This is a genomic window from Methylobacterium sp. NEAU K, from assembly GCF_030700285.1.
Classification (GTDB): Bacteria; Pseudomonadota; Alphaproteobacteria; order Rhizobiales; family Beijerinckiaceae; genus Methylobacterium.
In genome coordinates this window covers 128,509-143,617 of sequence record NZ_JAUYZJ010000008.1, presented here as the reverse complement: position 1 = coordinate 143,617, position 15,109 = coordinate 128,509, and the positions used below count along the sequence as shown (strand labels likewise).

Here is a 15,109-nt window from a genome sequence, read left to right as displayed (position 1 = left end):
GACCCGTGAGCTGCGATAGACTCGTGGAACGACTCGCCCCGGTCACCGTTCTTGCTGCGAATGGCCGAACGGCCGAGATTGATCATGGAGTGCACGTCATGAAGCGCATGCTCGTCGGGGCCACTATGGTCCTCGCCGCCCTCACCGCTGCCAGCGGTGCAGAGGCGAAGGGCTGCATCAAGGGCGCGATCGTCGGCGGCATCGCCGGCCACTATGCCGGACACCACGGCCTGCTGGGAGCAGCGGCGGGCTGCGCCATCGGCCGCCATCGCGCCAACTCCCAGGCCCGTCAGATGGACCAGGAAGCTGTTCAACAGGGCGCGCGTCCCGTCTCTGCCCGGTAAGACCGGCCTCCTGCGTCCCATCGGCCCGTGACGGCGATCCGGGCCCTCGCCTCAACCCTGCGCGGCTTCCCGCGCGGGGTTTTATCGTTGATCTACCCGCCGACCTGCTCGGGGTGCGGCGCGGCCACCGCCGATCCGGGGGCCCTCTGCCCGACCTGCTGGACAGGCCTGCGGCTTATCGAGGAGCCGCTCTGCCAGCGCTTCGGCACGCCCTTCGCGCTCGATCTGGGAGTCGGGCCGCTTCTCTCACCCCGTGCCATCGCGGAGCCGCCAGTCTTCGGGCGCGCCCGGGCGGTGGCCCTCTATGACGCGGTCGCCCGCCGCCTCGTCCATCGCCTGAAATATGAGGACCGCCTCGACCTGTCGGGCGTGATGGCGCGGATGATGGCGGCGAGCGGCCGGATGCTGATCGCAGAGGCGGAATGCGTGGTGCCCGTGCCGCTGCACCGCTGGCGGCTCTGGCGCCGGCGCTTCAATCAGGCTGCCCTTCTCGGCAGGGCGGTCGCCCGGGAGGCAGGCCTCCCATTCGAGCCGGCCGCGCTGGTGCGCATCCGCGCGACGCGTTCCCAGGTCGGCTTGAGCCGTGCGGCGCGGGGAGTGAACCTGAGCGGCGCGTTCCGGGTGCCCCCCGAACAGGCTCACCGCATCCGCGGTCGCCGTGTCCTGCTGGTGGACGACGTGATCACCACCGGCGCCACCGGCAACGCCGCGTCCCGGGCACTCCTGCGCGGCGGAGCGGCGTCGGTGGATCTCCTGACCTTCGCGATGGTCGGCGCCGCCGCCGGATGAGGCGGGTGAATGAGACGGTCAGGCCGAGGCCCGCTCGCGGCTCGGGAAACTCACCGCGAGGGTGAAGTCGAACGCTTCCGCGATGCTCTCGTGCCAGAGCGAGAACGGCGTCGGCCGGTCGAGATGGAGCGCGCCTTCGGTCTCGGAACCCGCGTGCTGGAGTTCTGCCCCGTGCTTGGCCGCCAGCCGCAGCATCGGACCGTTGCCGGACAGGCAGCGCACGTGCAGGTCGACCACGCCCCGATGGCGCGCGGCGCGGGCGATCCGCGCGAACAGGGCCGCACCGATACCCTGCCGCCGGAACGTACGCTCGACCGCGAAGGCCGCCTCGGCCCGCGGACCCAGGACGTAGCTCGACGCGCCGGGGCCCATGGGCCGAAGCTCGCCGAGGCCGCGCAGGGTACCCGCCACGAAGGCACCGTACATCACGCCCTCGGCATTCAGCGCCTGCGCAGCATAGGCCCGCACGCCGGCCTCGCTGACGTGGCCCATGAAGCGGTTCGCCCGCGTCTCCGGATCGAGGCGCAGGAAATAGTCGAGCACGGCGGTGCGGTCGGCCGGCCACAGGCGCCGGACCGCGTGGGCCGACACGGCGAGGTGTCGAACGGCCATGATGGAACTCCGGTCTGTGCGCTTGTCGCGCAGGTGGATCCGGACGCTCCTCCCGAAAAACGGTGCTGCCTTCGCACCCCCCTTCCGATTGTGCAATGCAGCATTATGACAGTGCCCGTGCGCGCGGGTGCAGCCATGCGCGAGTGGGATGGAACATGCAGGCGCCCTGCGTCTCGGCCTGGGGTTGATTCGGGTCGAGCTTGCGCGGCACAGGGAGCCGGCCCAGGTCGGGAACGCTCGGCCGGGCGGGGGGTGCCGGTCCGGCGCCGCGTTGAGCTGCGAGGGACCGGCGGCGTGAACGAGCAAACCGGGAAGCAACACGCCCCGTCGCCGGAGGCGCGGGTGAGCGCAGTCTCGCCCGGTCCGGTCCACGAACGCTACGAAGCCCTGGTCGCCACGGGCGCCATCGAGCGCGATCCCGCCCAGGCGCGGCTGGTGCGCGCCCTCGACCGGCTGATCCGCGACCTCGAGCGCCGCAAGCGCGCCAGCAAGACCAGTGCGCTGGGCTGGCTGTTCCGGCGCAAGGACGAATCGGAGCAGCCGAGGGGATTGTACATCTGGGGCTCGGTCGGGCGCGGCAAGACCATGCTGATGGACCTGTTCCACGAGTCCGCCCCGGGATCGAAGCGACGTGTCCACTTCCACGGGTTCCTGGCCGACGCGCACGAGCGTATCCACGCCTACCGACAGGCGTTGAAGGCGGGCACCGTGAAAGGCGACGACCCGATCGGCCCGGTGGCGGACCAGCTCGCCGACGAGGCGACCCTGCTGTGCTTCGACGAGTTCACGGTGACCGACATCGCCGACGCGATGATCCTCGGCCGCCTGTTCGGCCACCTGTTCCGCCGCGGGGTCACCGTGGTGGCGACCTCCAACGTCGAGCCCGACCGGCTCTACGAGGGCGGCCTCAACCGCGCGCTGTTCCTGCCCTTCGTCGCGACGCTGAAGGATCGCGTGGAGGTGATGCGGCTCGACTCGCGGACGGATTTCCGCCTGGAGAAGCTCGGCGGCGCGGCCGTCTATCACGTCCCGGCGGATGCGGCGGCCCGCACGGCCCTGGACGCCGCGTTCAAGGGGCTCACCGGCAAGGCACGGGGCCGCCCTGGAACGATCCGGGTCCACGGCCGCGACGTAGAGATCCCCGAGGAAGCGAGCGGCGTCGCGCGCTTCGCCTTCGACGACCTCTGCCGCAAGCCGCTCGGCGCCTCGGACTACATGGCGCTGGCCCAGGCCTTCCACACGGTGATCCTCGACGGGATCCCGGTGATGCGAGAGGCCGAGCGCAACGAGGCCAAGCGCTTCATCACCCTGGTGGACACGCTCTACGACCGGCACGTGAAGCTCGTGGCCTCCGCGGCCGCGGAGGCGCAGGATCTCTACACGGCCGAGACCGGCCGGGAGGCGTTCGAGTTCGACCGGACAGTCTCCCGCCTGATCGAGATGCGCTCGCGGGAATACCTCGCCTTGCCGCACGGCCGGGCCGATTCCGAAGCCTCGGGCGCCAGCACCGGGCTGGTCGAGACATGAGTGCGCGCCCGGGAGCCGGATCGATCTTTCGCCTGCGCCGGCCGAACTGGCGCGGGTCCGGACCGCTGGGTCCGCTGCTGGGCTCGCCGACGGCCTTCGTCCTGCTGCTCGTCGCCCTGGCGGCGGGCACGGCGAATTACCTGGGCGGCGAGGCCGACCGGGCCGCCACCGCGCGGGCCAACGGCACCATCGCGGGAGTCGAACGCCTGATCTCGGAGGTCAAGGACCTGGAGACCGGCGAGCGCGGCTTCGTCCTGGTCGGCAGCGAGGAATACCTGACACCCTACACGACGGCCCTGGGCAAGATCGATACGGAACTCGCCGCCCTCGGCTCGGCCGCGCAGGAGCCGGTGCGCGCAGGCGGTCCCTCGCTTGCCGGGCTCGTCGCGCAGAAGCGCGACTTCGCCAGCCGCGTGGTGGCCGCTCGCCGTGAGCGGGGCTTCGACGCCGCCACCGATCTGGTGCGCACCGGCGACGGCAAGCGCCTGATGGACGCGATCCGCGCCGAGGCCGCCGCCCGCCAGGATACCACCGCACAGCACCTCGCCGCGCTGCAGACCCGCGAGCGCTGGCGCGGGCTCATCCTGTTCCTGCTCTCCGGTGCGGCGGCTTTGGGCGCGATCGTTCTGCTCGCCCGCCTCGCTCTGGTGCGCCGTCAGGAATCCCTGCGCATGTCGCGGCTGCTGGATGGGGTGCTCGCCAATGCCCCGGTGGGCCTGGGCTTCCTCGACCGCGACCTGAAGATCCGCCACATGAACCGGGCGCTGGCCACCATGAGCGAGCGCGGCTTCGGGGCCGATCTCGGCGCGCCGATCTGGGCGATGCTGCCGACCCTGCGCGAGGAGCTGGCCCCCAAGCTCGCGGCGGCGCTCGACGAGGGGCTGGTCTCGCCGAACGTGCCGGTGGCGGTCCCGACACCCTCCGCCCCAGGCGGCGTGCGCCAGTTCTCGATGAGCTTCTATCCCCTGCGCGGGGGCGAGGGTGCATCCCCCGACAGCGGCCAGGACGTCGAGGGCGTCGGCCTCGTCGTGGTCGACGAGACCATCCGCCATCTGGCCGAGATGCGGACCCGGCGGAGCGAGGAGCGCTTCCGCTCGCTGATCGAGGCCAGCGCGGCGATCGTCTGGACCGCCAACCCGGAGGGTAGCCTGCACCGGCGGCAGACCGCCTGGAGCCGCTTCACCGGCCAGGACGAGGCCACCTATTCCGGTCTCGGCTTCCTGGAGGCCATCCATCCGGACGATCGCGAGCACACCCAGGCCGACTGGTCGCGGGCGGTGGCGACCCTTCAGCCCTACGCCACCGAGCATCGCCTGCGCGCCCGCTCCGGCGCGTACCGGCACATGGGCGTGCGCGCCGTGCCGATCCTCGAAGCGGACGGGACCTTGCGCGAATGGGTCGGGACCCACACCGACATCACCGAGCGGAAGGAGGCCGAGGCGGCGATCGAGGCGGCCCGCGCGGCCGCGGAGGCGGCCAACGAGGCCAAGAGCCAGTTTCTGGCCAATATGAGCCACGAGCTGCGCACGCCGCTCTCGGCGGTGATCGGCTATTCCGAGATGGTGCAGGAAGAGCTGGAGGATCTCGGCGAGGCCGACCTCATCGCCGACATGAAGAAGATCGAGGCCAACGCCCGCCACCTGCTCGGCCTGATCAACGACGTCCTCGACATCTCGAAGATCGAGGCCGACCGGGTCGAGATCTACGCGGAGGACTTCGACGTCGCCGAGGTGGTCCGCGACGTGGCCGCCACCGTCGAGGGGCTGATCGCCAAGAAGGGCAATACCCTGGTTTTCACGATCGCGGAGGGTGTGGGCGGAGCCCATACCGACGTGACCAAGCTGCGCCAGTGCCTGATCAACCTCTTGAGCAACGCCGCGAAGTTCACCGAGAACGGACGGATCACGCTGAGCGTCGCCCGCACCGAGGAGGCGCTGCGTTTCTCCGTGGCGGACACCGGAATCGGCATGAGCGCCGAGCAGGTCGGGCGGCTGTTCGAGCGCTTCACCCAGGCGGACGCCTCGACGACGCGGCGCTTCGGCGGGACCGGTCTCGGCCTGTCGATCACCCGGGCCTTCTCGGAGATGCTCGGCGGCGCTATCGCGGTGGAGAGCCGGGAAGGAGACGGCACCACCTTCACGCTGACCCTGCCAGTCCGCTACCGCGGCACGGAGACGGACCGGCCGGAGGAAGCCGGCGAGGCTCCGGGCGACCGTCGGACGATCCTGGTGGTCGACGACGATTCCGCGACCCGCGACCTGCTCGCCCGTTTCCTGGAGCGCGAGGGCTTTTCGGTGGCGGTCGCCGAGGACGGACGTCGGGGGCTCGAACTGGCCAGGACCCTTCGGCCGCGGGCCGTGCTCCTCGACGTGACCATGCCGCAGATGGACGGCTGGGCGGTGCTCCGCGCCTTGCGGGCGGACCCTGAGATCGGTGCGACGCCGATCGTGATGGTTACGGTGCTGGACGAGCAGAACCTCGCCTTCTCGCTGGGGGCCACCGACTATCTCCAGAAGCCGATCGACTGGGGCAGCCTTCGCCAGGTCATCGACCGGTTCCGGCCCGTCGCCGCCGACGGCCCGATCCTGGTGGTCGAGGACGAGGCGGACGTGCGCGGCCATGTCTGCGCCTATCTCAGGCGCGAGGGTTTCCCGGTGTGCGAGGCCGAGAACGGCCTGCACGCCCTGGAGACCCTGGAGGCGGAGCGGCCCTGCCTGGTCCTCCTCGACCTGATGATGCCGGAGATGGACGGCTTCGGTTTCCTGCGGGCGCTGCGGGCACGCTCGGACTGGCGCGACATCCCCGTGGTTGTGCTCACCGCCAAGGACATCACCGCCGAGGATCGTCGCCGTCTCGCCGGCCAGGCCGACCGGGTCCTGGCCAAGGGCACCACCGGCCTCGGCGAACTCGCCCGTGAGCTGCGGGCGCTGATACCGGGGCAGCCCGACGCGGCCTGACCGGGTCGGGCTGCCCCGGTCCGCGGGATCAAGGGACCCGGAACGCCATCATCAAGGCGCCGATCGCAATGCCCCAGAGCGCCAGGGTCGACCAGATCGCGCGCTGGCGCTCGGTACGGGCGAGGCGCTCCAGGCGCCGCGCATCGCCCGTGCCGGCCTCGTCGAGGCGGACCAGGACGCGCTTGAGCCTGACAGCGAGGTCCGGGATGTCACCGACCACGTCGGAGAGGACCCGAAGCCCCTCAAGGCCGTGCTGGGCGCGCCCGAGGGGGCCGGCATTCTTGGTGATCCAGGTGCGCACCACCGGCTCGGCGGTGGTCCACATGTCGAGGCGCGGATCGAGCGAGCGGGCGACGCCCTCGACCACCACCATGGTCTTCTGGAGCATCACCAATTCGGTCCGGGTGCTCATGTCGAACAGCGCCGTGACGTCGAACAGCAGGGTCAGCACCTTGGCCATCGAGATCTCGTCGGCCCGGCGCTGGTGGATCGGCTCGCCGATCGCCCGGATCGCCTGCGCGAAATCCTCCACGGAGTGGTGGGCCGGCACGTAGCCCGCCTCGAAATGCACCTTCGCCACCCGGCGGTAGTCGCGCAGGATGAAGCCGAGCAGGATCTCGGCGAGGAAGCGGCGTTCGTTGGGGCCGAGCCGGCCCATGATGCCGAAATCCACCGCCACCAGCCGGCCCTCGGCGTCGACCAGCAGGTTCCCCTGGTGCATGTCGGCGTGGAAGAAGCCGTCGCGGATCGCCTGTCGCAGGAAGCTCTGGATCACCGCACGCCCGATCGCCTGCGGGTCGTGCCCCGCGGCGGCGAGTTCGGCCGCGCTATGCAGGCGCAGGCCCTCGATCCACTCGGCGGACAGCACCTCGCGGGCGGTCAACTCCCATTCGGGCTTCGGCACCCGGAAGTCGGCATCGTCCTTGGTGTTCTCGGCAATCTCCGAGGCGGCCGCCGCTTCGAGGCGGAAGTCCATCTCCATCAGCACGGAGCGGGCGAGAATCTCCACCACCTCGCGCGGGCGCAGCCGCTCGGCCTGCGGGGACAGGGCGTGCACCACCCGGGCCATCAAACGCATGACCTCCAGGTCGCGCATGAAGCGCTCGCGCACCCCCGGCCGCATCACCTTCACGGCGAGCGCCCGCTGCGTTCCGTCGGCATCCTGCACCACGGCCTTGTGGACCTGCGCGATCGAGGCGGCGGCGATCGGCTCGCTGAACGAGAGGAACAGCTCGTGCACGGGCTTGCCGAGCGCCGTCTCGACCACACGCAGCGCGATCTCCTGCGGGAACGGCGGCACCCGGTCCTGCAGCTTCTCCAGGTCGAGGGCCGCCCGCATGCCGACGATGTCCGGGCGGGTCGCCAGGAACTGGCCGAACTTCACGTAGGAGGGTCCGAGCCTAGTCAGGGCCGCCGAGAGCCGGGCGGCCCCCTCGCTGAGACCCGGCCGCTCCAGGGAGCGCCCCAGTTTTAAGGCGAAGCGCAGGTGGGGCGGCAGCTCCGATGGGTCGACCAGGGCGAGCGCGCCCTCGCGGGCCAGAACGAATCCGACCCTGGCCCCGCGGAAGAGGTTGATCGCGGCGCTGATCATGAAGCCTCTCCTCCCCCGCGCGGGGAGGAGCAGGAGGTGGGGGTGCTCCCGGACGGATCGCAGCGGTGCGTTCCGCACCAGCCCCACCCCCGACCCCTCCCCGCAAGGGCGAGGGGAAACGTGCTGTGGCTCAAGATCAGGAGACCTTCCAGCCGGAATGGATCGCCACGATCCCGCCCGAGAGGGGACGGTCGGTGACGTGGCGGAAGCCGGCGCGCTCGATCATCCCGCTGAACGCGCCCCGCGTCGGGAACTTTCGGATCGATTCGACCAGATAGCGATAGGATTCGGCGTCGCCGGCCACCCGGGCGCCGATGCGTGGGATCACGTGGAAGGAATAGGCGTCGTAGATCTTGTCGAGCAGGGGGATGTCGACGGCGGAGAATTCCAGGCAGAGGAACCGTCCGCCGGGCTTCAAAACCCGGCGCGCCTCGGTCAGCGCGGCATCGATCCGTGGCACGTTCCGGATGCCGAACGCGATCGTGTAGGCGTCGAAGGTGGCATCCGGGAGCGGCAGGCTCTCGGCATTGCCGGTCACGAAGGCGATCCGGTCGCCCAGGGTATCGACCTTGCGCTCCCGTGCCCGTTCCGCGCCGACCTGCAGCATCGATTCGTTGATGTCCAGCACCGTCACCCGGGTCCGCGGGCCTCCGGCGGCCAGCACCCGGAAAGCCACGTCGCCGGTGCCGCCGGCCACGTCGAGATGCGCGAACGGCCGGCCTTGAGGCGGCCGCAGCATCGCCACGAGCTGCGCCTTCCAGGCCCGGTGGAGGCCCGCCGACATCAGGTCGTTCATGACGTCGTAGCGGCGGGCGACCGAGTGGAAGACGCTGTCGACGCGCCCCTGCTTCTCGTCGAGCGCCACACGCTCGAAGCCGAAATCCGCGCTCTCGCGCCCAGACGCACCGTCCCCGGCCTTCATGACGCTCCCGTTCCTCAGAGCGGCCTCGCTGATCCTCGGATCACCGAAGCGGCCCTATCTCATTGTCGCATCGCATCTTCTCGCGCCGAACCGGCGACCACTCCGACGGAAAATGCTTGAGCCCCCGCGTCATAGCGAAGGTCGCGTCTGTCCGCCATGCGTCCAAACACGCGGACGGATCTCAGCCGACGCGGGCCCGCAGGGCATCGGCCACCGCCGACGCCATGGCGCGGGTGCCCATCGGGGTCGTGCCCTCGCCGGCGATGTCGGCGGTGCGCGCCCCCCCGGCCAGCGCGTCCGTGATGGCGCCGTCCAGGGCATCGGCGGCCTCGCCGAGGCCGAAGGAGTAGCGCAGGCACATGGCGAGCGAGCCGATCATCGCGATCGGATTCGCCTTGTCCTGGCCGGCGATGTCGGGAGCCGAGCCGTGGACCGGCTCATACAGCGCCCGGCGCAACCCGCTCGCGTCGACGGCGCCGAGCGAGGCCGAAGGCAGCATGCCCAGGGAGCCGGTGAGCATCGCGGCGATGTCGGACAGCACGTCGCCGAACAGGTTGTCGGTCACCAGCACGTCGAATTGCTTCGGCCGGCGGACGAGCTGCATGGCGCAGTTGTCGGCCAGGATGTGCTCCAGCTGGAGGCTGGCGTAGTGCTCGGCGTGGACCTTCGTCACGACCTCCTTCCACAGGACGCCGGACTTCATCACGTTGTGCTTCTCGGCCGAGGCCACCCGGCCGGAGCGCTTGCCGGCCAGGTCGAAGGCGACGTGGGCGATCCGCTCGATCTCGCCGGTGGTGTACACTTGGGTGTCCACGGCCCGCTTGGAGCCGTCCGGCAGGGTGGTGATCTCCTTGGGCTCGCCGAAATAGACGCCGCCGGTGAGTTCGCGCACGATCATGATGTCGAGGCCTTCGACCAGCTCGCGCTTCAGCGCCGAAGCCTCTGCGAGCGCGGGGTAGCAGATCGCCGGCCGCAGGTTGGCGAACAGGTCGAGTTCCTTGCGCAGGCGCAGCAGGCCCGCCTCCGGCCGCTGCTCGTAGGCGACACCCGCCCATTTCGGGCCGCCGACCGCACCGAGCAGGATCGCGTCCGCCGCCTCGGCGCGCGCCAGGGTCTCATCCGCGAGCGGGCTGCCATGGGCGTCAAGGGCGCTGCCGCCGACCAAGTCGGTCTCGGTCTCGAACTGCGCGAGGCCGGTCTCCGCCAGGGCGCCGAGCACGATCTGCATGCCACCCGCGACCTCCGGGCCGATCCCGTCGCCGGGCAGGAGCAGAAGCTTGTAGCTGGCCATGACGGTCTCGCGGGTTCTCTCTACGACGTGCCGGGCGGGCTTTATCGAGGGCGCACCGTGATTGGCAAGGCGGCCGTCGACGGCGGGCCTTGTGTTTCCGACAGGCGGGCGCTACCTCTGCCGGCGACAGTGCGGATGCCGCTTACGCCGTCCGCGCCCCACCCGGGAGAGACGAGCCTTGGCCAGAGCCGGCTCAGCGACCGAGACCGCCAGCGCCGCCACGACGGCGCTGCGGTCGCGCGCGCGCCTCGCCGGGCTTCTCCTGCCGCTTCTGCTTACCCGCCCCTGAGGGCCGTCCGGGCGCGCGCCTGGGCCTTCAGGGGAGTTCTTCGAATTCGCGAACCTTAGCCCCTCCCGGGGGCACCATGCCGGCCCGAGCCTTCCGCCGGGCGGCCCGCGACAGGGTAAAGCCATGACCACGACCACCAGCAGCACCGCCCGCGAACGCATCGTCATCTTCGACACCACGCTGCGCGACGGCGAGCAATGCCCCGGCGCAACCATGACGTTCGACGAGAAGCTCGCGGTCGCCGAACTCCTCGACACGATGGGCGTCGACGTCATCGAGGCCGGCTTCCCGATCGCCTCGAACGGCGATTTCGAGGCTGTGTCGGAGATCGCCCGGCGCACCAAGCGCGCCACCATCGCGGGCCTCGCCCGCGCCATCCCGGCCGATATCGCCCGGGCCGGCGAGGCGGTGCGGCACGCGCAGCGGGGGCGGATCCACACCTTCGTGTCGACCTCGCCGATCCACCTCGCGCACCAGATGCGCAAGAGCCAGGACGAGGTCGTCGAGATCATCCTGAAGACCGTGGCCCAGGCCCGCGACCTCGTCGAGGACGTGGAATGGTCGGCCATGGACGCGACACGCACGCCGATCGACTACCTGTGCCGCTGCGTCGAGGCGGCGATCAAGGCCGGCGCCACCACGATCAACCTGCCCGACACGGTGGGCTACGCGACGCCCTCCGAGTATCGCGACATGTTCGCGAGCGTGCGCGAGCGGGTGCCGGACGCCGACAAGGCGGTGTTCTCGGTGCATTGCCACAACGACCTGGGCCTCGCGATCGCCAATTCGCTGGCCGGCATCGAGGGGGGCGCCCGGCAGGTCGAGTGCACGATCAACGGCATCGGCGAGCGGGCCGGCAACGCGGCGCTGGAAGAGATCGTTATGGCGCTGCGCACCCGCGCCGACGTGCTGCCCTACGAGACCGGCATCGAATCGACCCTGCTGACCCGCGCCTCGAAGCTCGTGAGCCACGCCACGAACTTCCCGGTGCAGTTCAACAAGGCGATCGTCGGCCGCAACGCCTTCGCGCACGAGAGCGGCATCCACCAGGACGGCATGCTCAAGAATGCCGAGACCTACGAGATCATGACCCCGGCCTCGGTGGGCCTGTCGAAGACCTCCCTGGTGATGGGCAAGCATTCGGGCCGGGCGGCGTTCCGCTCCAAGCTCGACGATCTCGGCCTGCACCTGTCCGACAACCAGTTCCAGGACGCCTTCGAGCGGTTCAAGGCGCTCGCCGACCGCAAGAAGCACGTCTACGACGAGGACATCGAGGCGCTGGTCGACGAGAACCTCGCCACCGCCCACGACCGGATCCGGCTCGTCTCGCTGTCGGTCATCGCCGGGACCCGCGGGCCGCAGCGCGCGACCCTGCGCATCGCCGACGACGACGGCACGCGGATCGAGGAGGCGGACGGCAACGGCCCGGTGGACGCCGTGTTCAACGCGATCACCGCGCTTGTGCCGCACCAGGCCCAGCTGGAGCTGTACCAGGTCCACGCCGTGACGGGCGGCACGGATGCCCAGGCCGAGGTCTCGGTGCGCCTGCGCGATGGCGACCGCAGCGTCACCGCCCGCGGCGCCGATCCGGACACGCTGGTCGCTTCCGCCAAGGCGTATCTCTCGGCGCTGAACAAGCTCGCGGCACACGCCGTGCGCGTTCATGCGCAGCATGCGGCGGCTGAATGACAAAAAACTGCGGTCGGGGGTGGACAGCCCCCGGCCGCGTTGGTATCAGCCCGCCACCCCGACGGACTTGGTGGCCGCCGGGCGATCGCAGAAGCGATCGGGCGCATAGCTCAGTTGGTAGAGCAGCTGACTCTTAATCAGCGGGTCCTAGGTTCGAACCCTAGTGCGCCCACCAAGCCAGCCGAAGACCTTCTTGAAGTTCAAGGCCTCTTCCAGAGGTTGTGAAGCCTTAAGGTCTGCGCGATGCTGGACGGCAACCTTGTCCCGGCCCGAGGTCTGCCACAGCCGACAACAACAGAGCGGCATCCACTGCGCGTCGAAATGCGCGCCCGTTGCCATGCACAGCGGAATCAATCTCTGAACCCAAGAGCGGACGACTTTTCGCTCCGCCTATGCAATTCAGTTTTTAGAACTATCTCCGCCTCAAGCTGGTCTGGCCTTCGCACATCGGGGGCAGAACTCGGAGATCTGTAGATTGGTTCGTTTTGCCTCGATTGTCGCTGCGGCAGGTGCGGCCGCACTGGCGGCGTGCGGGACCGCTCGGGCGGCGTCCGACATCACGTTCGCAGCGGTCGCCACGGGCCGGCTCTACGTCATCGGGACTACCGAGAATCCGCACACGCCCGTGGTGTTGGAGGACCAGTTCCGCACGGAATCGGACGATAAGGGCAAGTTCCAGTACGAACTGGTCTATCATCCCGCGCGCTGCATCGTCTCCGCCACGATCGAAGGCAAGACCGTGGAGGCGGTCGTCAGCAATTGCAGCCAGCAATGCCAGATCGGCCCGCGGAGCAACCCGGCCGGTCCGGCGGCGGCGGCGCCTCCGCCCGCGCTGCCGGGGCAGGCCGGCCCGCCTGCGTTGCTCACCCCCGCCGCAGGGCCCCGTGAGCCGACGCCCGCGACGCCACACAACCGGGCGGCCGCTTCGGCGGCGCCAGCGCACACGGGAGCGGGATCGGCAATGCCTCCGTCGATGGGCAAGGCCGCCGCACGCCCCCCCGCTGCTTCGAAACCGGTCCAGATCGAACATCCGCCGAAACCACCGCAGCGGCCCGTGGCACACGCACCGCCGCAGGCGAAGACGACGCAGCCTGCCAAGCCGGCGCGGAAGCCGCGGCCTTCCCCGAGGGACGAGCCGGATAGCACCGGCCCGCCCATCGCGGATTGATCGGGCGAACCCTCGGGGGTCCGCGCGTCGGAGGGTCTCGTCGAGGGTGCCGCTCCGGGCAGCACCTCACGGCGCGACGGGCTGCGGATCTTCTACGTTCCCCTCCTAGATGCGAGGCCCGCCGGAGCCGTTCGCGAGGGCGTTGCGGGCCGGAACGGCAGCGTGCCCTCGCGTCGACGCGCGCTCGTTCGCCGAGCCGGCCGCCCCGTCCGGGGCGAGAGCGAGGTAAACGGGGGACAGGCCCGGCGCATCGGCACGCGATCGCCCGAAGGCTTTCGAGGCGGACCCGCCGGACGTGGCTGCGAAATCCGCTCCGGTCGAGACGTAGATGGCGGAGCGGGCGCGCGAGCGCGGGCGACGGCGAACGCGGCAGGCCGCTTGGCTGATCTCCTCTGCCGACGGCGCTTTCCTCCGCCCCCGGCTTCGGTGATGTGATCTCGGACGGCTCGGCCGTACCGGGGCGAGCGATCACCGATGCGCGGCAAGCCGGTGACCCAAGGACTCGCGGTTGACGACCCCACCTTAGGGCGAGATCCTCGATCTCGACAGTCATATAACCGCCACACACACTCTATTACTCATACACAAATTCGGTTCTGACAGGCTAATACTTCCCAGTCGAAGAACGATTTTATGGAAAGCAATCGAGGACCGGTAAATATACATACTCCTTTTCAGCCATGATATTGGTGGTCATAACCAGCATTTGGACCGGGATATTTTGCCTTCGTCTTGCGCGATTTGACGGACGTATATAGAATCTTGCTCCGTGCGACGATGGATCGGGCGCTCTGCAGGTGAAGACGATCTTCTCGACCCACGGCAGCCGGTCGGATCGGAATTTCCGACTCTGGAAAGACGTGACGCGCGCCAGATTCATGCCGACCGAGCAATATCGGGCGGGTGATGAGGTATTTACCGGTATGATCGAGGGTGCCGACATCGGGTCCCTGCGGATCACCCGCTCGACATTCAGTTCCGTACGCGTCGAGTCGACACCAGCCACGATCCGGCAAAGCGAGACCCGGGATAAGCTTGCCGTCACCATCAAGCTGTCGGGAACGTCTTCGTGCGGGCAATTCGGCCGCCAGGCCTCTGTGGGCCCCGGAGAGATGGTGATCATGGACCGCGCCAGTCCGTCCATGCGGCTGACTGCGGGCATGTCCCAATCATTACTCCTAGAAATTCCCCGAGAGCGGTTCGAAGTCGTCCTCGGCTCCGCACAGCTATACTCGGCCCTCACGATCGGCGCCGATATCGCCAGTACGACGCTGGTGAACACGTTCCTGAACGAGCTTCTGCGCGTCCGGAGCGTGCTCACGCCCGACGCGGCCGCTCGGATGTCGGAGATCGGCGTGGACCTGATCGTCGCCAGCATCGCCGAGCGGCTGGCGAAGGAAGTGCCCCGGCCGCTCCACGGCACCGTCGTGGTCCAGCGCGCCAAGGCCTATGTCGAAGCCCACTTGAGCGATCCAACCTTGGACCCGCCCCAGCTCGCGGCTGCGACGGGGGTGTCCCTGCGCCGGCTGCAGGAGCTGTTCCACGAGCGCGGCCAGTACATTTCCGACTGGATCTGGCATCGCCGGCTGGAGTCGGCGGCCAAGCGTCTGGCCGACCCGGGCTGCGCCCACCTGCCGATCGGCCCTATCGCCTATGGCTGCGGCTTCGCCAACCAGGCGCATTTCTCCCGCCGCTTCAAGGATCGTTTCGGAATGGCTCCGAGCGCGTTCAGGCAGCGCGCCGATCAGGCGGATCCGAGGCCCTGACGGTCGACCCGGGCTGCCAGAGCGTGGGAACACAGATTCGACGGGGCTCTTGAACGCAGCATTGACCCCGTCGCGCCGGTCCGACCACCTCCCCACCGTTCGGGCGCCCGAGCCGCCGATTGGCGCTCTGTGCCCTGCAGCGAGTCCGTTTCCCTCGGCGGCTC

At 69.6% G+C, this 15,109-nt stretch carries 11 protein-coding genes and 1 tRNA gene; 8 read left to right on the top strand and 4 right to left on the bottom strand.

The features are described from left to right. Positions 1-98 precede the first annotated feature (98 nt). The gene (locus Q8W67_RS09070; RefSeq protein ID WP_305543999.1) at positions 99-344 is read left to right on the top strand and encodes a hypothetical protein; all 246 of its coding nucleotides are present in this window, start codon (positions 99-101) and stop codon (positions 342-344) included. A gap of 27 nt (positions 345-371) precedes the next feature. After that, on the top strand, positions 372-1,133 hold the full coding sequence (locus tag Q8W67_RS09065; RefSeq protein ID WP_305543996.1) for a ComF family protein: 762 nt from the start codon (positions 372-374) through the stop codon (positions 1,131-1,133). 18 nt (positions 1,134-1,151) lie between these two features. Here Q8W67_RS09065 and Q8W67_RS09060 read toward each other — a convergent pair whose 3' ends face one another. After that, on the bottom strand, positions 1,152-1,745 hold the full coding sequence (locus Q8W67_RS09060) for a GNAT family N-acetyltransferase (protein WP_305543994.1): 594 nt from the start codon (positions 1,743-1,745) through the stop codon (positions 1,152-1,154). A gap of 342 nt (positions 1,746-2,087) precedes the next feature. Here Q8W67_RS09060 and zapE point away from each other — a divergent pair, with 342 nt between their 5' ends. Beyond that, entirely contained in the window at positions 2,088-3,272 is a 1,185-nt protein-coding gene (gene zapE, locus Q8W67_RS09055) for a cell division protein ZapE (RefSeq protein ID WP_305543980.1), read from the top strand. Further along, entirely contained in the window at positions 3,269-6,229 is a 2,961-nt protein-coding gene (locus Q8W67_RS09050) for a response regulator (RefSeq protein WP_305543978.1), read from the top strand. Before zapE ends, Q8W67_RS09050 begins: the two co-directional genes overlap by 4 nt. Before the next feature lie 28 nt (positions 6,230-6,257). Here Q8W67_RS09050 and ubiB read toward each other — a convergent pair whose 3' ends face one another. The 3 genes from ubiB to leuB form a co-directional block, all read right to left on the bottom strand. After that, complete coding sequence (ubiB, locus tag Q8W67_RS09045; protein WP_305543976.1) at positions 6,258-7,820, bottom strand: 2-polyprenylphenol 6-hydroxylase; 1,563 nt, start codon at positions 7,818-7,820, stop codon at positions 6,258-6,260. Between the two features lie 136 nt (positions 7,821-7,956). Further along, positions 7,957-8,742: a bifunctional demethylmenaquinone methyltransferase/2-methoxy-6-polyprenyl-1,4-benzoquinol methylase UbiE gene (gene ubiE / locus Q8W67_RS09040; RefSeq protein WP_305543974.1), complete on the bottom strand. Its 786-nt coding sequence runs from the start codon at positions 8,740-8,742 to the stop codon at positions 7,957-7,959. Between the two features lie 181 nt (positions 8,743-8,923). Beyond that, the gene (gene leuB / locus Q8W67_RS09035) at positions 8,924-10,033 is read right to left on the bottom strand and encodes a 3-isopropylmalate dehydrogenase (RefSeq protein ID WP_305543971.1); all 1,110 of its coding nucleotides are present in this window, start codon (positions 10,031-10,033) and stop codon (positions 8,924-8,926) included. A 412-nt stretch (positions 10,034-10,445) separates the two neighbouring features. Here leuB and Q8W67_RS09030 point away from each other — a divergent pair, with 412 nt between their 5' ends. From Q8W67_RS09030 to Q8W67_RS09015, 4 genes are all read left to right on the top strand, one after another. Next, positions 10,446-12,011, top strand: a complete 1,566-nt coding sequence (locus Q8W67_RS09030) for a 2-isopropylmalate synthase (RefSeq protein WP_305543968.1) — start codon at positions 10,446-10,448, stop codon at positions 12,009-12,011. 99 nt (positions 12,012-12,110) lie between these two features. Next, positions 12,111-12,186: transfer RNA gene (locus Q8W67_RS09025), tRNA-Lys, on the top strand. A gap of 300 nt (positions 12,187-12,486) precedes the next feature. Continuing rightward, entirely contained in the window at positions 12,487-13,179 is a 693-nt protein-coding gene (locus Q8W67_RS09020) for a hypothetical protein (RefSeq protein ID WP_305543966.1), read from the top strand. Between the two features lie 797 nt (positions 13,180-13,976). Further along, complete coding sequence (locus Q8W67_RS09015) at positions 13,977-14,945, top strand: helix-turn-helix domain-containing protein (RefSeq protein ID WP_305543963.1); 969 nt, start codon at positions 13,977-13,979, stop codon at positions 14,943-14,945. Positions 14,946-15,109: the final 164 nt, after the last annotated feature.